Source organism: Roseiconus nitratireducens, from assembly GCF_008629675.1.
Lineage (GTDB): Bacteria > Planctomycetota > Planctomycetia > Pirellulales > Pirellulaceae > Stieleria > Stieleria nitratireducens.
On sequence record NZ_VWOX01000006.1, the window covers coordinates 54,476 to 73,870 of the forward strand.

General features: G+C 60.4%; 10 protein-coding genes. 6 read left to right on the top strand and 4 right to left on the bottom strand.

The features are described from left to right. Positions 1-31 precede the first annotated feature (31 nt). Positions 32-2,914 carry a PSD1 and planctomycete cytochrome C domain-containing protein gene (locus FYK55_RS12235; RefSeq protein WP_150076713.1) on the bottom strand — a complete coding sequence of 961 codons (2,883 nt, stop codon included), beginning with the start codon at positions 2,912-2,914 and terminating at the stop codon, positions 32-34. Between the two features lie 627 nt (positions 2,915-3,541). Between FYK55_RS12235 and FYK55_RS12245 the strand changes: the two genes are divergently transcribed. Beyond that, on the top strand, positions 3,542-4,909 hold the full coding sequence (locus FYK55_RS12245; RefSeq protein ID WP_235908662.1) for a sulfatase: 1,368 nt from the start codon (positions 3,542-3,544) through the stop codon (positions 4,907-4,909). Between the two features lie 156 nt (positions 4,910-5,065). On the opposite strand, the gene FYK55_RS12250 is transcribed toward FYK55_RS12245, so the two are convergent. Beyond that, complete coding sequence (locus FYK55_RS12250) at positions 5,066-6,445, bottom strand: neutral/alkaline non-lysosomal ceramidase N-terminal domain-containing protein (RefSeq protein ID WP_161604465.1); 1,380 nt, start codon at positions 6,443-6,445, stop codon at positions 5,066-5,068. Next, entirely contained in the window at positions 6,442-7,548 is a 1,107-nt protein-coding gene (locus tag FYK55_RS12255; protein ID WP_150076717.1) for a hypothetical protein, read from the bottom strand. Before FYK55_RS12255 ends, FYK55_RS12250 begins: the two co-directional genes overlap by 4 nt. A 505-nt stretch (positions 7,549-8,053) precedes the next feature. Here FYK55_RS12255 and FYK55_RS12260 point away from each other — a divergent pair. From FYK55_RS12260 to FYK55_RS12270, 3 genes are all read left to right on the top strand, one after another. After that, a complete protein-coding gene (locus FYK55_RS12260; protein WP_150076718.1) occupies positions 8,054-10,510 on the top strand; it encodes a peroxiredoxin family protein in 2,457 nt (818 codons plus the stop codon). A 42-nt stretch (positions 10,511-10,552) separates the two neighbouring features. Continuing rightward, positions 10,553-12,655, top strand: a complete 2,103-nt coding sequence (locus tag FYK55_RS12265) for a glycogen debranching protein (RefSeq protein ID WP_150076719.1) — start codon at positions 10,553-10,555, stop codon at positions 12,653-12,655. Between the two features lie 232 nt (positions 12,656-12,887). Next, positions 12,888-13,931, top strand: coding sequence for a dihydroorotate dehydrogenase-like protein (locus FYK55_RS12270; RefSeq protein WP_150076720.1), 1,044 nt, complete (start codon positions 12,888-12,890; stop codon positions 13,929-13,931). Positions 13,932-14,059: 128 nt separating this feature from the next. Here FYK55_RS12270 and cls read toward each other — a convergent pair whose 3' ends face one another. Continuing rightward, the gene (gene cls / locus FYK55_RS12275) at positions 14,060-15,493 is read right to left on the bottom strand and encodes a cardiolipin synthase (protein ID WP_150076721.1); all 1,434 of its coding nucleotides are present in this window, start codon (positions 15,491-15,493) and stop codon (positions 14,060-14,062) included. Between the two features lie 168 nt (positions 15,494-15,661). Here cls and FYK55_RS12280 point away from each other — a divergent pair, with 168 nt between their 5' ends. Both FYK55_RS12280 and FYK55_RS12285 read left to right on the top strand, forming a co-directional pair. After that, complete coding sequence (locus tag FYK55_RS12280) at positions 15,662-18,409, top strand: bifunctional acetate--CoA ligase family protein/GNAT family N-acetyltransferase (protein WP_201743698.1); 2,748 nt, start codon at positions 15,662-15,664, stop codon at positions 18,407-18,409. A 205-nt stretch (positions 18,410-18,614) separates the two neighbouring features. Beyond that, positions 18,615-18,989 carry a SpoIIAA family protein gene (locus FYK55_RS12285; protein ID WP_150076723.1) on the top strand — a complete coding sequence of 125 codons (375 nt, stop codon included), beginning with the start codon at positions 18,615-18,617 and terminating at the stop codon, positions 18,987-18,989. The last annotated feature ends 406 nt before the right edge of the window (positions 18,990-19,395 follow it).

Consider the following 19,395-nt stretch of genomic DNA (forward strand, 5'->3'; position numbering starts at 1 on the left):
GCACCTGTCGTACGCAGGTTCGGTGGCAGGTTCAATCGATATAGAGGAAGGCGGCGGAATTCAGCAGTGCGTGGCAATACGTTTCCAAAGCTTTTTGTGAGTCGCCCTTCCAGTCACTTCGCAGTTGCCGCAACGCTTCGGTACTGAGGGACAATTCATCTCGGCTGGGACGGCGGCTGAGCGCGATTCTGTAGGCGGCATCAACGATCGCCGCAGCGGTCGCGGAATCATCACCGCCCGCCAGGAGTTGCACGCGGGCGGCAAAGTCTTCGGCCAGTTCACGGACGTCTTCGTTGTTCATCAACATCAGCGACTGGGGCGAAACGATCGAAACCGTTCGGGCGATACAGTTTGGCCCCATCTGCGGGTAGTCAAACGTGTCCATCATGGTCGGGATTTGCGTCCGGCGATATTGCAGGTAGACGCTCCTTCGGAAGCCACCACCTTCGGTCGGATTGACACTGACCAATCCGTCACGATCGACTTGGATCGTATCGGGAAGCCCGCCGGCGGCGAAATCCAGTCGTCCCGCGACCGCCAACAACGAATCCCGCAGCGTTTCAGCGTCCATCCGCCGCAACGGCATTCGCGACAACAATCGGTTCTGTGGATCAATCCGTTGCTGCCGCTGAGTGGTTTCGCTGCGCTGTCGGAACGTCCGAGAGTTCAGGATCAGGCGGTGCATCTCTTTGACACTCCAACCCCGCCGAACAAATTCGATCGCCAGCCAGTCAAGCAGTTCCGGGTGGGACGGTGGTTCACCCTGAAGCCCAAAGTTTTCCAGATCCTTGACCAGCCCGGTGCCGAAATGGTGGTACCAGATCCGATTGACCATCACTCGCGCGGTCAATGGATGCGTAGGATCGGTCAACCAATTTGCAAACGCCAGTCGTCGTCCTGTTTTGGGCGTTCCATCAGGAAACGGCGGCGTGACTTGAAACGGCGTCTTTCCATCGGTCAGTACCGAAGGGACGCCGGGGCCAACCAAATCGCCGGGTTTGTTGTGTTCACCGCCCCGCAGCACATACGTAGGGGATGGACGGCCAAGGTCCCACAGGGCACGAATCGTCGGCTCCGGGACCATGCGACGTCGAACCAAATCGATTTCCCTTTGCAGTGCCGCAATCTGATCGCGTGTCGCCTGGACGACGGCGGGCTGCTCCGCATCCGGCTCAAGCTCCGCCTGCTGCAAACGCTCCACCAGTCGCTTTTGTTTCAACGTCCGGTTGTTGTCGGCGACGCGCAGCGCGGCCAGGGTCGCCTGGTGATCGTCTTCCGGCTGGTCGGGATAGTGATGACGCAGCAACTCCAGCCGCAACTGCCTGGTCGCCTTGTCCTGCGTTGACTGCAGCTTCTTCAATTCGGATTTCAGCGGCGGATTGACGCGTTTGATCCTGCGCCGGTGCTCCGGCGTCGCCAAGTCCAAGGTGCGCGTTTTGAAACTGTCCCAGTCGTGCTCATCCAAAGCGCCTTGAAAGATTGCTTTGAACCGGTAGTAATCTCGATGAGGAATCGGATCGTACTTGTGGGAATGGCACCGCGCACATTCCATCGTCAGCCCCATCAGTCCGGAACTGACCACGGTGATCGCGTCGCTGATGACCTTCAATCGTTCCGGGACGAAGTTCATGGTCCGGGAACCGGTCTCATCGATCCCCATCCTCAGGAACCCCGTCGCGACCAGATTCTCAACCATCTGATCGGTCACCACGTCCGCGTTCTGATAATCGACCAGCTCGTCGCCGGCGATCTGTTCCAACAGAAACCGGTCGTACGGTTTGTCTTCGTTGAACGACTGGATGACGTAATCACGATACTTCCAGGCGACCGGGCGAATCGGATCCGCGGAGATTCCACCCTCCGAATCCGCGTACCCGGCCAGATCCAACCAATAGCGTCCCCAGCGTTCTCCGTAATGCGGCGACGCCAACAATTGGTCGACCATCGACGAGTACCAATTCTCGTCGCCACAGGTTTGCCAATGTCGCAACTGCTCGGGACGCGGCGGCATTCCGATCAGGTCCAAATAGACGCGGCGAATCAACGTTTCACGGCTGGCCTCGGGAGAAAACGATAAACCCGCCGCACGAAGGCGATCGCCGACGAAGTCATCGATGGATGCTCCCGTGGCCGGATCGGTCGGCGGCTGAAATGCCCAGTGTTGGCGATCCGCATCGACGACCAGCAGATCCGGTTGTTCGGTCGCAACGTCCGGCGCGATATCTTCCACCGGCGCCCCAGCGGAAATCCAGTCCTTCAGTGTTTGAACTTCCGAGGTTGGCGGTCGGCGGACAAAGAACTTTAACAGCAGGTCACTGGGAGGACACAGCTCCTGTTCGATCCGTTGAATCATCAAGCTGCCGTCCGGATCCCCGGGGAACAGCGCCGGCCCCGAGTCGCCGCCCTGGAGCATCGCGGCGCGTGAGCGAAGATCCAATCCGCCGTCGCGTCGACGCGGACCGTGACAGGTCGTGCAACGCAGCAACAGCATCGGCAACACGTCGTGCTGGTTCAGCGATTCGGCCGACATCGGATGGGCGTGATCGGAGGGCACACCGGCAGCGATCCAATCGCGAATGAGTTCACGCTGCTCAGTCGTCAACGCGGGTTCATCCGGGGGCGGCATCTCGCCTTCGTCGATCAGCCACCACAACATGCTGTCTTCAACGGAGTCGGCCACCAGGGACTCGCCCGATTCACCGCCGTGATGAATCCCGGCCATGCTGGACAGATCCAGCCCGGCTTTGCGCACGCGTTGGCTGTGACATTTCCCGCAGCGCTGGGCAAACAACGGCTGAATGTCGGCTTCGAAGGTTGGCGACGGCTTCCCCGTCGATTGCGGCTGGTCTCCGCATGTTGTCGCAGCCCCCCCGAGCGTCAGGCAAAGAATCAAGACGACCAGGCGATCTGTCATCGTGTGATGTCGTTTTGGGCGGGAGGGAGAGGCGGGAGCGAACGACGGAAGATGCGATGCCGTGGCGAACCGCAATGCAACGGCCAAAATCGGTGAGGCCTGGGCGGGCGGAATCGCCGGCAAGCGGACGCGATTCAATCACCGCGGCGCTCCGATCCCGTGTCTTGGCAGTATACGAGGCACCGACAGCGGTCACAAGTTTTTCACCCCGAGCCGCCGGTCGAAACGGCTGCGTCGGAAGGTTGTAGCGATTCCATCCGCCACAGCCACACTTCCTCAGCCAGAGAAATGCAAATGTGTGGGTCGTGCCCTCCGGCTCGCTCGGCGTGACCTCGAGTCGGGCCCCACGACCGTCGATCGCGGCCTATGATGGCACGCGTTGCAACGATTTGATTCCAACCCGCCCCGTCCTTTGGCCCGTCCTTTGGCCCGTCCTTTGGCCCGTCCTTTGGCAGGTCCTTTGGCACGTCCATTGGCACGTCCCATTGGCACGTCCATTGGACCGCCGTTTCTATCCATTTAGTTTGGGAGTGCATGATGATTCACCGGTTCTTCCGGTCCTTAGCGCGTCTGGTGCTGTTTTCGGTCGCGTTGGCCGCATCCGGCTCCGCCGCCGCCAACGACCCGATGAATGTTCTGTTCATCATCTCTGACGATCTGACCGCAAACGCGCTTTCGTGCTACGGAAACACCGTCTGCTCCACTCCCAACATCGACGCGTTGGCCGCCAATGGCACACGTTTCACGCGTGCCTACTGCCAGGGCACCTATTGCGGCCCCTCTCGTGCATCGTTCCTGTCGGGATACTACCCGCACGCCACGGGCGTGTTGGGATACAAGAGTCCGCGTGCGGCGATCGGCGATCACCGGACTTGGCCGGAGCATTTCAAGCAACACGGTTACTACACAGCCCGCATCAGCAAGATCTTTCACATGGGGGTCCCCGGCGGGATCGAAGATCATGGTCCGGGACGTGACTACAACGGCGCCGATGACGCCCAATCGTGGACACAGCGGTTCAACAGCCCGGGACCGGAATGGCGGGCCGCGGGTGACGGGGAGACGCTGGAGAACAATCCAGACGGACGTAAGCCGGTCGTCGGCGGCAACACCTTCGTGGTCGTGGAAGCCGACGGAGATGACGACGTGCACTCCGATGGCAAGACGGCTGCGAAAGCGGTGGAATTGTTGAAGCAACACCGAGACCAACCGTTTTGGCTTGGCGTCGGTTTTGTGCGGCCGCACGTGCCGTTCGTCGCGCCGCGACCCTACTTTTCCGATTTCAAACCATACAGCGATCTTGAACTTCCGAAGAAGCTGGATGGGGACTGGGACGACATCCCCAAACCGGGCATCAACTACAAGACCAGCGTGAACATGAAGATGGATGTCCGCCGACAGAAAAAGGCTTTGGGCGGCTACTACGCATCGGTCCGTTACATGGATGCCCAGGTTGGCAAGGTCCTCGACGCGCTCGAAGACGCCGGTCTGGAGGAGAACACGATCGTGATCTTCACCAGCGACCATGGTTACCACTTGGGCGAGCACGACTTTTGGGCCAAGGTCTCGCTGCGGGACGAATCCGCGGGGGTCCCGCTGATCATTCGCGTTCCGGGAAAGGCGCCGGCGGTGTGCCACAGCCTGGTGGAATTGATCGACCTGTACCCCACGATCAGCTCACTTTGCGGCTTGCCGGTGCCGTCGAACGTTCAAGGTAAGAACATTGCCGGCTTGCTGGATGATCCGTCACGATCGGTGCGGGAGGCGGCGTTCAGCGTGGCGCCGATGCGTCAAGGCTTTCTGATCCGCGAGCCTCGATGGGCCATGATCCAGTACGGCGAGGATGCCTCGGGAGGAATCGAGCTGTTCGACACCAGCGAGGACCCCGAGCAGTTCACGAACCTCGCACAGGAAGCGACGCACCAAGACGTCTTGCGGCGATTGCAAAACCGATTGCAACAGAAGCTGGCAGAGGTTCGTGAGAACGACCTTTAGCTGTCCAGCGCCACTTTGCGTGCGCCGCGTGGAGCGAGCCGCGGATTTTCTCGCATCAACCGGCGGCTAGCGACTTGCTGGTCATGGCACTGCGAGTGACGGTGTTTTGGGTTGAAAGTGGCGTTTCCCGGTTAGGCTCTTCGCGCGTCCCACATGTCAGTGTCCCGCGGCTTGCCGGACAGCCTCGTCCACGATCTGCTGTTCGATGGTCGGTGCCCAGACGGTTGGCAATCCGTAATAGATCATCGACGTGTCACCCTCGTACCCACCTTCGCGAAGCACCCGTCGCGAGGGAATGTACGCCATCACATCGTTGGCGTACGCGGTGACCCACACATCGGATCCGAGCTGGTCGCGCAGCCGCAACGAATAGTCGACGACGACTTCGCCGCCCAAGAAGATCCAACGGAGTTTGCCGCCAAGCACCCAGGTGGCGACCGGATAGGGATAATCGGCCGGCAGCGGCTGACCGGCTTCGATCCGTTGGAGCCACATGTCCGCGCGGGACTTTTGGAATCGGTTGCCGCTGTCGGATTGCGATTGCAGTTGGTCGACGGTGGGACGTGCCCCGAGGGCCAGCGGGACTTCCCGATGGATCGTTTCCAGCGTCGGAGCCAGCGGTCCCATTTGGCTGGTCAACAGCACCGCGTCCACGGCCGTTGCTAACCGGTCACCGTAGTGTTTGGCCAGTTCAACCGTTCGCCGCGGCAGGGGGTTCTGGTCGGCCCCGCATCCGGCCCAGAACATGGCCTGGCATCCGTCATGCCTGCGTTCCAATTCCGCCTGCGCGTAGCCGGGATAGTCTCCCGACCACTGAACCGAATCCAACACGGTCGCGTGACACGCGTAACCGAACACCACCACCTTCAACCGGTCGTGTTGATCGCGCACGGCCAATACTGGGACCGAGTGATCGGTCGGCCCGGCCAGTTCGGCAAGCCTGCGTCGCGCGGGGACCTGATCCGCGGGATTGTTGCGGCGGTTGACGGCAAAGTCTGCGTGGCCAAGCCCTTGAACCAGCCGGCACGGGGACCGGTTCTTCAACGCCAAGCCAACCAAACGGACAACCGTCTGCTGCAATCGTTCCTGGTAATCATCGATTGCCCGTCGCTGTTCATTCGTCGCCAGGCGGTAGTGCATGGGCCCCAAATTCTTGCCCACGACGGGTCCCGTATGCGTGTGGGAAACGCAGAGCGCGATGCCGGACGGTGAAATCTCGTGTTGCTCACTGATTTGTTTGACGATTCGCTTCGACAGCTCTCGGTCAATTCCCACCAAATCCAATGTGATCAACAACGCGAGGTTATGATCACGATCCTCCAAAACCATGGCCTTTGCCCACAGCGGCAGCAACGTTTGGGAGCAGGGGGTGTCACGACTGGCGTAGCCGGCCATCAGCAGGGGGCCATCCGGCGTGATCTCCGTCTTGGCCGTTCCGACTTGCCAAGACCCCTCCGACGCGGCAGCGGGAACAGTGCAAAGCAACAGGACGGCCGCACAGATCGAACCGAACCAAATTGGATTTCGAAACGTCACGGTGACTCTCCGTTGCTGCGTGTTGGTTCCGGGGCAGCCTGGTCGGATGGGTCACCATCCAACCACAGATCCGCCAGGTAGATTGCCGTCCTGGGCGTTCCGTCGTCATTCGATTCGTGGGAGGAATACCACGACACCACGGCATGTCCTGGTTCCAATTCCAGCAGTCCGGGATAGGAGTTGTCGCCGCCGCTTGGCAATTCGGCGAATTCTCGCAGTTGGTCGCCTTCCAACCAGTACAACGCCGTCTTGTATCCTCGATCGGGCGTCGCTTTTCGACCGCCGACGACCCAGCGGCCGGCCCAACGCGTCAACAGCGGGCCGCCGATGTATCGCGACAGGTCTTGGCGGTCCCAATCGGTGTAGGGAGGCTTTGAACGCAGCACTTGGGCTGTCCCACGTCCGCGACGCGCAATGGCGAGCAAGCTTCCGTCCGAGTTGAACTGAAACGCCGTCTCGTCGCCGCGCGTCTCCTGGAACAGGGCACGCGTCTTCCAAACCAATCCGTCGTCACTTTCCAACATTGCCGATTCGACGTCGGGGCCTTCGCCACGGGGCCGCACATCGAATGCGTGCTTGCGGCGTCCGCACAAAAACGCTTGGTCACCAAAGCGGGCCGCTCGCCAAATGTAGTGCCCAAACGTGCCCTCCAGCAGGATCGGTGACGTCCAGTCGTCGCCATCGTCCGTCCACACCGCATAGCCCAAGTGCAGATTCAGATCGTAGTCGGCGACCGGTATCGTCGTCTCGCCGCTGTACCACGTTCCGGTGTAGACGAACAGCTTGTCCCGAAACACCAAGAAGTGCGGGTCGCGGGTGTCACGATGCTTCACCGCAAACTGGTGGACCGGATGCCACTGCTGCAGATCGTCACTGACCAGCACGATGATCGACGCCGTGGGATGCACCATGTGCCCGTCGGGGCAACTGCGAAAACAAAGGTAATAGCGATCCCGGAACCGCGTCAGATCGGTGAATGCGTTGTGTTCTCCATTGTCAAACGCAAGCCGGACGTCGGTGACCTGGACGCTTGGAGGTGACACAGCGAAGCCGTCTTGGCCGGCAAACGACAGCATCACGGCGACTGCAAGGATTCGGAGCATGGATCTCATGTCGTGGGGCAGGGGAGAGGGAGGATGTCGGCGGTGCGCGAAGACCAGTGTGGCGACCAGCGTGGCGGCCAGTCGCCATCGGCGGGACGCCGACCGCGAGACGAACCGTGGGGTGGGACCCCCAGTCTATCCCACGGACGGAGCCTGCTTGGAAAGGAGGGTGAAAGAAACTGCACGAGCGCCATTCACGAAGCGACGGCAGCCCCCGCCGTCGGCAAGCCGACGGACACCGCGGCAGGGTAAAGTGACTTGCGTCGCGACGCTCATGCTCCAAGGTGTGCTCAGGGATCCGCCAAACCACAAGGTTTGCGATCGCTTCGCTCGCCAGAGCGTGGGAAAAGCTGCGCAGCGAAGGCTCGCCGACGTTACATTGGTCCGCCGCTAGCCAACTTTCCGCGTCCAACCGGCGCCGCCGCGCGCCACTTGGATCTGCCTGTTTCTCCGCACCCGCCCGACTTTCCTGCCACTTCTTCCCCCGCCCCTCGCACTTCCAGCCATGCTCCGACCGATCTTCTGGTTGCCGACCCTGGCAATCACGCTGTCTCAAATCACCCCGTGCCCAATCCACTTCGCGGGCGTCACGACGACCGCCGCCGAACCGCGATCCGACTCCGGCGATGCTTCGGAAGCTTCCGAGGTACTGGCCGGACACAGTTATCACGGCGAAGCTTTCAACGCCGGGCCGCGACAAGCGGCGGTGTTGATGCCGGGGATGGCAGCGATTCAATTCCCGACGTCCACCAAATCGGAACTCGCACAGCAGTTCTTTGAACAAGGCGTGGCTCAGTTACATGGCTTCTTGTATTTAGAAGCCGAACGCTCTTTCCGGCAAGCAGCCAAAGAAGACCCCGAGTTGGCAATTGCCTACTGGGGAATGGCGATGTCCAACGAGAACAATTCCGAGCGAGCTCGTGGATTCATCGACGACGCCATGGAACGAATCGGAGGCCGCACGACGCGTCGCGAAAAGCTTTACATCGAGGCCCTGAACCGATTCATCGAAAAACCGGCCGACGACGAAGGCCAGGAAGAAAAGAACGAGGAGGATCAGGACAAGTCAGAATCATCCGACGGGCAGGATTCGGCGAAGAAGAAAGAGGCCGAGACGAAAGATCAGAAACGGGAAGCCAAAATCAAACGTGCCCAGCGCTACTTCGCCGACCTGGAAAAGATCCTGCACGAATTTCCCGACGACATTGAAGCCAAAGCCTTCCTGGTGGTGGAAATGTGGAAGGCCAATCGGTACGGCGTCAAACTGACCAGCAACTACGCAGTCGACGCGTTGCTGGGTCAGATCTTTGCGGCCAATCCGATGCACCCGGCCCATCATTATCGGATCCACCTTTGGGATTCCCCCCATCCCGAGAACGCGCTCCAGTCGGCGGCCAATTGCGGTCCCTCCAGCCCCGGGATCGCCCACATGTGGCACATGCCGGGACACATCTATTCCAAACTGAAGCGATACAACGATGCGGCCTGGCAACAGGAAGCGTCGGCGCGGGTGGACCACGCGCACATGATCCAAACCCGGCTGATGCCGGACCAAATTCACAACTTTGCCCACAACAACGAATGGCTGGTTCGCAATCTGTTGTTGGTCGGTCGCGTCGAGGATGCGTTGGACCTGTCGCGCAATCTGATCTCGCTGCCGCGTCACCCGGCCTACAACACGCTTTCCAAGCGCGGCTCCTACAAGTACGGCCACATGCGTCTGATCCAGACGCTTTCGCAGTACGGATTGTGGGAGGAGCTCAAGCAGGCGGCCGCTGCTCAACAGCAAGCTTTGATCGACGATGAACAGCGCGACGAGTGGACCAGTTGGCAAGCGGCGGCACAATTCATCACCGGCCAACGCCGTGAGGGACGCGCGACACTGCGCTCCTTGCAGCGTCAACGACTGGATCTGCAGCGGCAACGCCTGGACCTGGCTGAAGCACAAGACAAGAGTTCCGATCAAGCGACGGAACCCGCGGCCGACACCGATCCGGTTGAGGATCGCAACCAACTGGACGAGCGGATTGCCGGATTGAAGACCGCGATTGCCCGAGCCGCCGCAGCAGCTGCCGTCGTCCGCCGAGATCCGAAAGCGTTCAAAGAACACGCCAAAACTGCCAAGCTGGACGTCCTCATCCAAGCGCGCTGGTTGGCCGACGCCGGTGCGGTCGGTGAAGCGATCAAATTGCTTGAGCCGGAAGTGAAGAAACGTCCCGGCGAAGTTTTGCCGCTGGCCACGTTGGTCGATCTGCTGTGGCGCGACGACCAACGGAAGCGGGCGCAAGAATCATTTGCCAAGCTTCGAACGGTAGCCGGTCACGCGGATCCCGATACGCCGCTGCTGGCCCGGTTGGCTCCCGTTGCCAAAGCGGCTGACGTGAAGGGCGATTGGCGGACGCCCAAGGAACCGGCCGACGATCTGGGCGAACGCCCGTCACTGGACAGCCTGGGACCGTTTCGCTGGCGGCCGTACCAAGCCCCCGCGTGGCAGGCGCTGACTCCCCAGGGAAAACCCGTCTCGCCGTCCGACTTTGGCAATCGCCCCAAGGTCTTGATATTCTATCTAGGCTTTGGCTGCCTGCACTGCGTCGAACAGCTGCATGAATTTGCGCCGCTGGCGGAACGTTTCGACCAGGCCGGCATTGACTTGGTCGGCATCAGCACCGAATCGGTGGAAGACTTGCAAACGGGGATCGAGGCTTTTGACGAACCGCTTGCCATCCCGCTGGTGTCCGATCCCGAATCGAAAACCTTTCACGCGTTTCGGTGCTGGGACGACTTTGAGAATCAACCCCTGCATGGAACCTTTCTGGTCGACGCCGAAGGCAGGGTGCGGTGGCAGGACATCAGTTATGAACCATTCACCGATGCGGAGTTCTTGCTGGAGGAAGCAGAAAGGCTGCTGCAGATTCCACCTCCCGGTGCACCGTCCGGAGCGATCGTCACCACCCGGGAATGATGGGAAAGGCCTGGAGCGCCGCCCCGGACTGGACAATCGATCGTGAGCGCACCGAACACGCCCGAATCGGAATCCGCACGCCCGAGTTGGAAGTCTCGGGAAGGCGCGGCGCACCCCCTGGGGGTTTCGTTCGATCCAAATGATGGCCAGTTCAACTTCGCCATCTATTCGAAACACGCCGAGAGCGTGACGATCGAGTTCTATCGGACGGACAATTTGATCGAACCGTTTCTGTCGGTTGGGTTCGATCACCTGTCGTACAAGTCGGGTCCGGTCTGGCACCGTCGCATTCCGGCCGATCAGATCGACGGACCGTGTGTTTACGCGTATCGAATCAGCGGTCCGGCTCCAGCGGGCGGCTTCGAATTCCACGCGTTCGATCCGGAAAAACTGCTGTTGGACCCCTACGCCCACACGGTCTATTTTCCTCCGGAATTCAGTCGCGCCGCCGCCTGCCAACCCGGATCCAACGCCGGAAAATCTCCGCTGGCCTACCTGGCACCGCTGGACTGCGATTTCGATTGGAGGCAGGACCGAAAGCCGGTGCACGACGCGGACTTGTTGATCTACGAAGTCCACGTCCGCGGCTTCACCCAGAACGCCAATTCGGGAGTCGCCGCCGATCGTCGCGGTACCTTCCTGGGATTGTGCGACAAGATCCCGTACCTGAAAGAGTTGGGCGTGACCGCGGTGGAATTGATGCCGGTCTTTCAATTCGATTCGCAGGAGAACAATTATTGGGGCTACATGCCGATGAACGTGTTCTCGCCGCATCACGAGTACGCGACGCGTCCGGACGCGTGCGAGCACCGCAACGAGTTCCGAGAGATGGTCCGCCAACTGCACGCGGCGGACATCGAAGTCATCCTGGACGTCGTCTACAACCACACGTGCGAGGGCGACGACAACGGGCCGACCTACAGCATGAAGGGAATTGACAACAGCACGTACTACGTCGCTTCACACGATCCCGCCCACCCTTACTCTAATTTCAGTGGCACCGGAAATACCCTGCACACCGCCAATCGGACTGTCCGCCGGCTGATCATCGACAGCATGAGGTACTGGGTGCAGGAAATGCATGTCGACGGATTTCGATTCGACCTGGCATCCGTGTTCACCCGCAATTCCGACGGTTCGATCAATCTGGAGGACCCGCCGATCTTCGGACAGATCGGTTCCGAAGATGAGCTTTCGGACATCCGCCTGATCGCCGAACCTTGGGATGCCGCCGGCGTCTACCAATTGGGACGCAGCTTTCCCGGCATGCAGTGGATGCAGTGGAACGCCAGCTTCCGCGACACGGTGCAACGGTTCGTTCGCGGCGACCGCGGCCAAATCCCCGATCTGATGACGCGATTGTACGGCAGCAGCGACCTGTTTCCCGACGACCGCTTTTTTGCTTATCGGCCCTGGCAGAGCGTCAACTACGTCGCCTCGCACGACGGGATGACGATGGCGGACCTGGTTTCCTTTCAATCCAAGAACAACTGGGCCAACGGGCACCAGAATACCGATGGCAATGCGGACTTTTGCAGCAACCACGGCTGGGAAGGCAACGTGGACGTCCCTGCTCGGATCGCCGCCCGCCGCAAACAGAAGATGAAGAACTACTTCTGCCTGATCTTGCTGTCCAACGGCACGCCGATGTTTCGAATGGGCGATGAATTCATGCAGACTCAAGGTGGGAACAACAACCCTTACAACCAAGACAACGAAACCAGTTGGCTTGATTGGAGCCTGCTGGCCCCACACCAGGACCTGTTCCAATTCGTCAAAGCGATGATCGCGTTTCGAAAACAGCACCCGTCCATTTCCCGATCCAGGTTTTGGCGGGACGATGTGACGTGGTACGGAACCGACCGGCTTGTCGATTTGTCCGCTTCGGCCCAGTGCATCGCGTACTGCCTTCACGGCCGCACCGAATCCGATGACGACCTGTACGTCATGATCAACGGCAGTGAACAGGAGCAGGTGTTCGGAATTCACGAGGGGTTGCCGGGACAGTGGAAACGCGTGATCGACACCTCGCGTCGCTCGCCACAAGATCTGACGGCACTGGAAGATGCCCCCGCCTGTGATTCCAGACGAATGGCCGTGTCCGGCGAGTCGGTCGTCGTGATGGTGCGACCGCGCCGTGAATGACACGCAGCGAATGAGACGCATCGACACACCAAACGGTGATGCGGCTGATTTGCTGGCACATTTGCCGCCTGGGCAGAGAGATTTCCCGAACGATGAATAATCGGCGTTTTTGTGGCCTTCTTGTCGCGATCTGTGGATGCCTCGATCGTCGCAAAAGATTAAAACGAAGAAGAGGTGGGCGTATCATTCGAATCTTGACCTTCTTCCTCTCACCGCTTGTGGCGCAACTGACATGGTCGAATTGTTAAAGACACGGTATTTGGGTCTCGATCTCTCATCGCCCATCATCGTCGGGTCGTGCCCGTTGACGATCGAATCGGAAGCGGTCCGCCAGATGGTCGGGGCGGGAGCGGGCGCGATCGTTCTTCCTTCCGTGCTGAAGGAACAAATCGTCCATGCCAAGTTGAAGGAAACGGACCCGCTTCGTGCCATCGAGGAAAGTGGTTACCAGCCGCAGCAAGACAAATACAACGGCGGCGTCGAGCATTATCTGGACACGATCCGCCACCTGAAGTCCGGTCAATCGGTGCCGGTGATCGCAAGCATGAACGGTGGCGTGACGGGCGACTGGATCGAGTACGCAAAAGGAATCGAGAACGCCGGTGCCGACGCGTTGGAATTGAACTGGCAACCGATGCTGACGTCACCGGGTGAGCCGGCCGCATCGATCGAGGAAAAGCTTTGTGCCCTGGTGCGTGACTTGACCGGCATGCTTCAGATCCCCGTTGCGGTCAAACTGAGTCAGCGATTCACCAACCTGGCTTCCGTCGCCCACCAATTGCAGCATGCCGGTGCTGCGGGGCTGATCCTGTTCACACACCTTCCCCGGTGGGACGTCAGCGTCGAGCGCATGCATTGGACCTGTCGATGGGAACTTTCACCCCTGGACTCTCTGGGCGGGATCCTGGAGGGAATCGTTCGCGCGCGGACCGGCGGTCTGGAGATTCCGATTGCGGCCAGTGGCGGTGTGCGATCCGCCGAACACGCCATCAAAGCGATGATCGCCGGTGCCGACGCCGTGATGGTGACTTCGGAGGTCTATCGGGAAGGCCCCGACGTCATCCGAAAGATGGTCGACGGACTGACCCGGTTCATCGAGAACAGCCGCCATGACACGCTGGAACATTTTCTGGAATCCAGACCAGAAGTCGAATTGGGCCCGGAACGGCTGATGCGGTTGGAATACGTGGATCCGCTGACGCGGTCGACCCACTACCCCGATCCGACACCGATCCCCGCCAGCGACGTCGGCGACGCCTCCGGTCACCGCCGCTAGCGGTCAGTTGAATTGGACAGCGCCGCGTTGAGGGAGCGACGTTCGCCAGAGCGTGGAATCAGCAGCAAGGTCACCGTCTGGCGGCGGTCGCTACCGCAACGACGACCGCTCCTCTTGCTTCTTTCACGCTACAGAATCGGTCCCAGCATCGCGACCGAATTGTTCCACAGGCGACGGGTGACCGGCCAGGCTTCCACCTCCTGCACCGTCACCTCGTTGGCGTGGTCCAGGAACTGCTGCTGCCGCTGACGGATCGCGCCTGTTTGCTCGGGATCACACAGCAGAATGTTGTTTTCGTAGTTCAGATCAAAACTGCGTCGATCCAGGTTTGCCGACCCGATCAGCGCCACCTCTCCGTCCAAAGTCAGCGTCTTGGCGTGCAACAGCCCCCCGACGTACTCATGAATCTTCACGCCCGCAGCCAGCAAATCGGCGTAGTAGCTGCGACTGGCCGCCGCGACGATCCAGGAATCATTGCGGGCGGGAAAGATGATCGTCGTCTCCACGCCCCGGTAGGCCGTCGCGCACAATGCCGATTGCAATGATTCGTCCGGAACGTAATACGGCGACGTGATCACCAACTCACGCCGCGCGGCGTACATCAGCGTCGTGAACATTTCCGGCATCGCGGAGTTGCGGACTGTCGGGCCCGTTGCGACCACAGCCGCCGGAAACCCGCCTTTCCCTTCGTGGATCGGCGCCTGCAACAAGTCGTCGATGTCTTCGTCGACGTACGTCATCCAATCGCTGGCGAACAGCCGTTCATTTTGCTGCGCGATGGGCCCCTCGAAACGCACCATCGTATCGACCCAGGGGGCGTACTTTGCCTTGACACGAAATTCCGGATCGGCGCAGTTTTGGCTTCCGCAATAGGTGACTTTGCCGTCAATCACCAGCACCTTGCGGTGGTTCCGCAGGTCCGCCCGGCCGACCAATGGCCCCAACAGCAGATTAGCGATCGGCAGCGCGACGGCAACCTGAACGCCCGCGTCCTTCATTTCTTTCCAATACGCTGACTTGATCATCGATCGGGATCCCAGCCCGTCCGCCATGGCCCGGCACTTGATGCCACGCTGTGCCGCACGCTTGAGCGCTTGGACCATCTTGCATCCGTTGTGATCGGACAGCCAGATGTAGAAGATCAGGTGCACATGGCTTTCCGCCCGATCGATGTCGGCGACCATCGAATCGATCGTTGCATTGGAGTCTTCCATCAATCGCGCCTGATTCCCGCCGACCGGGCTGAAATGGCTGATCGATCGGCCGAGCTCAAACAGATGCTGATATCTCTCCGGAACGTTCACATCCTGCATGGACGGATCGCGGGATGCCAGCGGCGGGAGTCTGTTCACCACCCGATGCAACCTGGCAACGCGGCGATGCCCGATGTTGACTTCCCCAAGCCACCAGTAGGCCAGGATCCCGACAATCGGGATGGCGACAATGACCACAATCCATGCGATCCGCGACGCGGGTTCACGGTGCGGCCGCAGCAGCACACGAAGGATCGCGACGAGTTGGATCAGCAAATGAGCGACGATGGCAATCAGCGATCCCGTCATGACGATCTCCAGAGAATGAACGTTGCCGGTTGCTGACGTCGCACGCGCGTGACGGCTGAACAGAAAAGGAAAAACTTCGGCAATGCCGCCGCGCGTGGAGGGCCGGTCGCGAAAGCCAACGACACTGCGGTTGCTTGCGTGTGATATCCTAGCGGCCGATGACGTGGCATGTTGACGAGTGTCCGATCCGACGATTTGTCTCCGTCACCGAAGGGAGGTGCCCCCGTGTCCGCTCGTGATTTAGACGCAATCTTTCGTCCCTCATCCGTGGCGGTCGTCGGAGCGAGCGATCACCCGTTGAAGGTCGGATACACGGTCCTGAAGAACCTTCTTGAGGGCGGCTTTTCCGGAAAGGTGTTCCCCGTCAATCTGCGGCGGAAAACGGTTCAACAGCTGGAGGCGTATCCGAGCGTGACGGACTTGCCGCAACCGGTCGATTTGGTCGTGATCTGCACCCCGGCGGCGACGGTGCCTGATTTGGTCGCCGAATGCGGCAAGTTCGGCGTTGGAGGTCTGATCATTGTTTCCGCCGGCTTTCGGGAAACCGGCGCCGCGGGGATCGCCTTGCAGCAGCGGGTGAGTGACGCGGCAAAAGCGTATCCCGAGCTGGCCATCATCGGGCCCAACTGTTTGGGCGTGATCTCTCCCCACGCCCACCTCAACGCCAGTTTCTCGGGCTCGATGCCGGAAGCCGGCCGGATTGCCTTCGTCTCGCAGTCCGGGGCACTTTGCACCAGCGTCCTGGACTGGGCGCGGCGCGACCGAATCGGCTTCTCGTATTTCGTTTCGATCGGGAACATGATGGACGTGGGCATGGCCGATCTGATCGACTACTTCCACGACGACCCAGGGACTGACGCGGTCATCCTGTACATCGAATCGATTCAGCACGCGCGAGCGTTCATGTCGGCGACACGCAGCTTCACGCGAAATCGACCGATCGTTGCCTACAAGGCGGGGCGATTTGCCGAATCGGCGAAAGCGGCGGCGTCGCACACCGGCGCGATGGCCGGCGTTGACGACGTCTACGAAGCCGCGTTGGCGCGCGCCGGTGTGGTCCGCGTCCGAGAAGTGCGTGACATCTTCGACTGTGCCCAATTGCTTGCCCAAACACGCCGCCCCCGGGGAGATCGCTTGGCGATCGTCACCAATGCGGGCGGCCCGGGCGTGATGGCGATCGATCAATTGGTCCAGCTTCATGGCACGCTTGCGACGCTGAGCGATTCGACGATCGATTCGTTGGATCACCAGCTACCCGCCGCATGGTCGCGCGGCAATCCGGTCGACGTTCTGGGGGATGCCGACCCCGCGCGTTTTGCCAAGGCGCTGCGGGGCGTGCTGAGAGATGATGGAGTCGATGCCGCGCTGGTCATCCTGACCCCGCAAGCGATGACCGATCCGCTGGCGACCGCCAAGGCCGTCATCGAATCGACCGACCAAACCACCAAACCGGTCTTGGCATCCTGGGTGGGGGGCAACGCGGTGCAAGAGGGGATCGCGGCCTTGCGCGCCGCTGGCATTCCCGCCTACAGTTTTCCGGAAGAAGCGGTGCGGGCGTTCATGTACCTGAATACGTACGCGCGACGCCGTGAATTGCTTTACGAAACGCCCAAAGATCTGCCCGTTGAGTTCGTGCTCAATCGGGAACGGCTCCGACCCGTCTTCAACACGATTCTCAGCGAAGGCCGGCAAAGACTGACCGAAAGCATGTCCAAGGCGATGCTGGATGCCTACGAGATTCCAATCAGCAGAACGTTCGTTGCCCGCACGCCTGAAGACGCGGTGGAGTACGCACATCGGCTTGGCTACCCCGTGGCGGTGAAAGTGTTCTCGCCGGATATCTCCCACAAGACGGACGTGGGCGGCGTGGCGCTGGGGGTTGTCGGAGACGACGCGGTTCGCGACGCCTATGACCGAATCCTTCAATCCGCCAAGGAGGCACGTCCGGACGCCTACGTGGAAGGAGTCACCGTCCAACCAATGATCTCGTCAGCGAACGGGATCGAACTGATCGTCGGTGCCCGCCGCGATCCCGTTTTTGGTCCGGTTCTGATGGTCGGATCCGGAGGCACGGGCACCGAACTGCTGCGGGACCGCACGTTGGAATTGCCACCGCTGAATGAGCGACTCGCCCGCAACATGCTGCAGTCGCTCCGGTGTTGGCCACTGTTGCAGGGCTATCGGGGTCGGCCGTCCGTGACGATCGACAAACTGGTCGAAGTGCTGATGCGTTTTTCTTACCTGATCGCCGACTATCCCGAGATCTGTGAACTGGACGTCAATCCGTTGCTGGTCACTCCATCATCGGTCGTGGCGCTGGACGCACGGATCATCTTGGACCATCAGACGTTGCTGCACCCGGTCAAACAGTTTTCGCACCTGGCAATTCGCCCCTACCCGGAGAACTATTGCCGAAGCGTCGCGTTGGACGACGGCACAAAGGTCCTGCTGCGGCCGATCAAACCGGAAGATGAACCGATGTGGCACGCCATGTTGTCGGAATGTTCGCCGGAAACACTGCACAATCGATTCCGAAGCATGCTCGGCAAGACGTCCCACGACTTTGCCACGCGATTCTGTTTCATCGACTACGACCGGGAAATGGCCATCGTGGCGGAGATTCATGAGGCCGGAAAGCGCCAACTTGTCGGCGTCGGCCGATTGGTGGCCGGAACCAGCCACGAGGACGCGGAGTACACCGTCCTGGTCGTTGACGCCTGGCAAAACCGGGGATTGGGGACCGCACTGACCGGGTATTGCATGGAGATCGCTGGCAGTTGGGGGTTGACGTGTGTGGTGGCGGAAACCGACCGCACCAACGCACGGATGCTCGCGGCTTTTCGTCGCTACGGTTTTCGTCAGGTCGCCCAGGAGGACGGCGTGGTTTCCCTCCAATACCAGGTCAAGACGCAGTGAAAGCCACGATCGAAGGTTGCCGTGATCGCCATCGATCGTCACCATCATCGGGTCCCTTCGTTTCAGTCGTTTCGGCCGAGCTTGACCGTCAACCCGGCTCGGCGAGCATGTTGCATGATCCGTTCGGCCATTCGATTGACGTCGTCCACCATCATTTCCGTACCCGTTGGCACACGGTGCGGTAGTCACACTCCGGAGTATCAAGATGCCAGTCAACATCTCAGAAACGGCCGACGGCAAAGTCATTGAAGTCGAGGTGAATGGCAAACTGACCGCCGCCGATTACGACCTCTTTGTCCCGCTGACCGAAGAACGCATCCGGCAATACGGGAAGATCAGCATGATCATCGTCCTGACAGACTTTCACGGTTGGGAGGCGGCCGCCCTGTGGGACGACCTCAAGTGGGACGTCAAACACTTCACGGATCTGGAGCGGCTGGCCGTCGTCGGCGATCGTCAGTGGCAGAAAGGCGTATCGGCATTTTGCCGGCCCTTCACATCCGCGGAAATCAAATACTTCGATTGGAGCGAGCGTGAAGCCGCGCGAAGTTGGGCCGGCGAAACGGCCCCCGATTCCTGAACTCACGAATCTCCACTTTGCGACTGGCCCTCCCCCGACCGAGCGGTATAACGAACAATCACGCCGGCCGCCAATCGGGCGCCGTTTGATAATCCGGTCAATTGGAATTGATCAGCCGAAGCCGCTCGCCTGGGACCCGACGTGCCGAATGGTCGGCGCGTCGCACCCACGCTAGCGAGTCCGGCTGAGGGTTTTCAGACAGCGCCTTGCCGGTGATCTGGAAGTGTGATCACGTCGCTTGGCGAGGTCAGGAACTCTCCTGCCTGCCGTTTGCAAAGTTGCTTTTGCAGGCGCGAACTGCGCCAGCCTGGCTGGCTGGAGCCGGACGACTAGCCGCGGGATCACACCGCTGAGATGGAACTTGGGCCTTTTCATCGCACGAACCTCAAGCAGGCAGGTGTCAGCC

Bases quoted from the DNA above. Each gene is read 5' to 3' on its own strand.
- FYK55_RS12235 (WP_150076713.1), bottom strand. From the start codon at position 2,914: ATGACAGATCGCCTGGTCGTCTTGATTCTTTGCCTGACGCTCGGGGGG.
- FYK55_RS12245 (WP_235908662.1), top strand. From the start codon at position 3,542: ATGAATGTTCTGTTCATCATCTCTGACGATCTGACCGCAAACGCGCTT.
- FYK55_RS12255 (WP_150076717.1), bottom strand. From the start codon at position 7,548: ATGCTCCGAATCCTTGCAGTCGCCGTGATGCTGTCGTTTGCCGGCCAA.
- FYK55_RS12260 (WP_150076718.1), top strand. From the start codon at position 8,054: ATGCTCCGACCGATCTTCTGGTTGCCGACCCTGGCAATCACGCTGTCT.
- FYK55_RS12270 (WP_150076720.1), top strand. From the start codon at position 12,888: ATGGTCGAATTGTTAAAGACACGGTATTTGGGTCTCGATCTCTCATCG.
- cls (WP_150076721.1), bottom strand. From the start codon at position 15,493: ATGACGGGATCGCTGATTGCCATCGTCGCTCATTTGCTGATCCAACTC.
- FYK55_RS12280 (WP_201743698.1), top strand. From the start codon at position 15,662: ATGTTGACGAGTGTCCGATCCGACGATTTGTCTCCGTCACCGAAGGGA.
- FYK55_RS12285 (WP_150076723.1), top strand. From the start codon at position 18,615: ATGCCAGTCAACATCTCAGAAACGGCCGACGGCAAAGTCATTGAAGTC.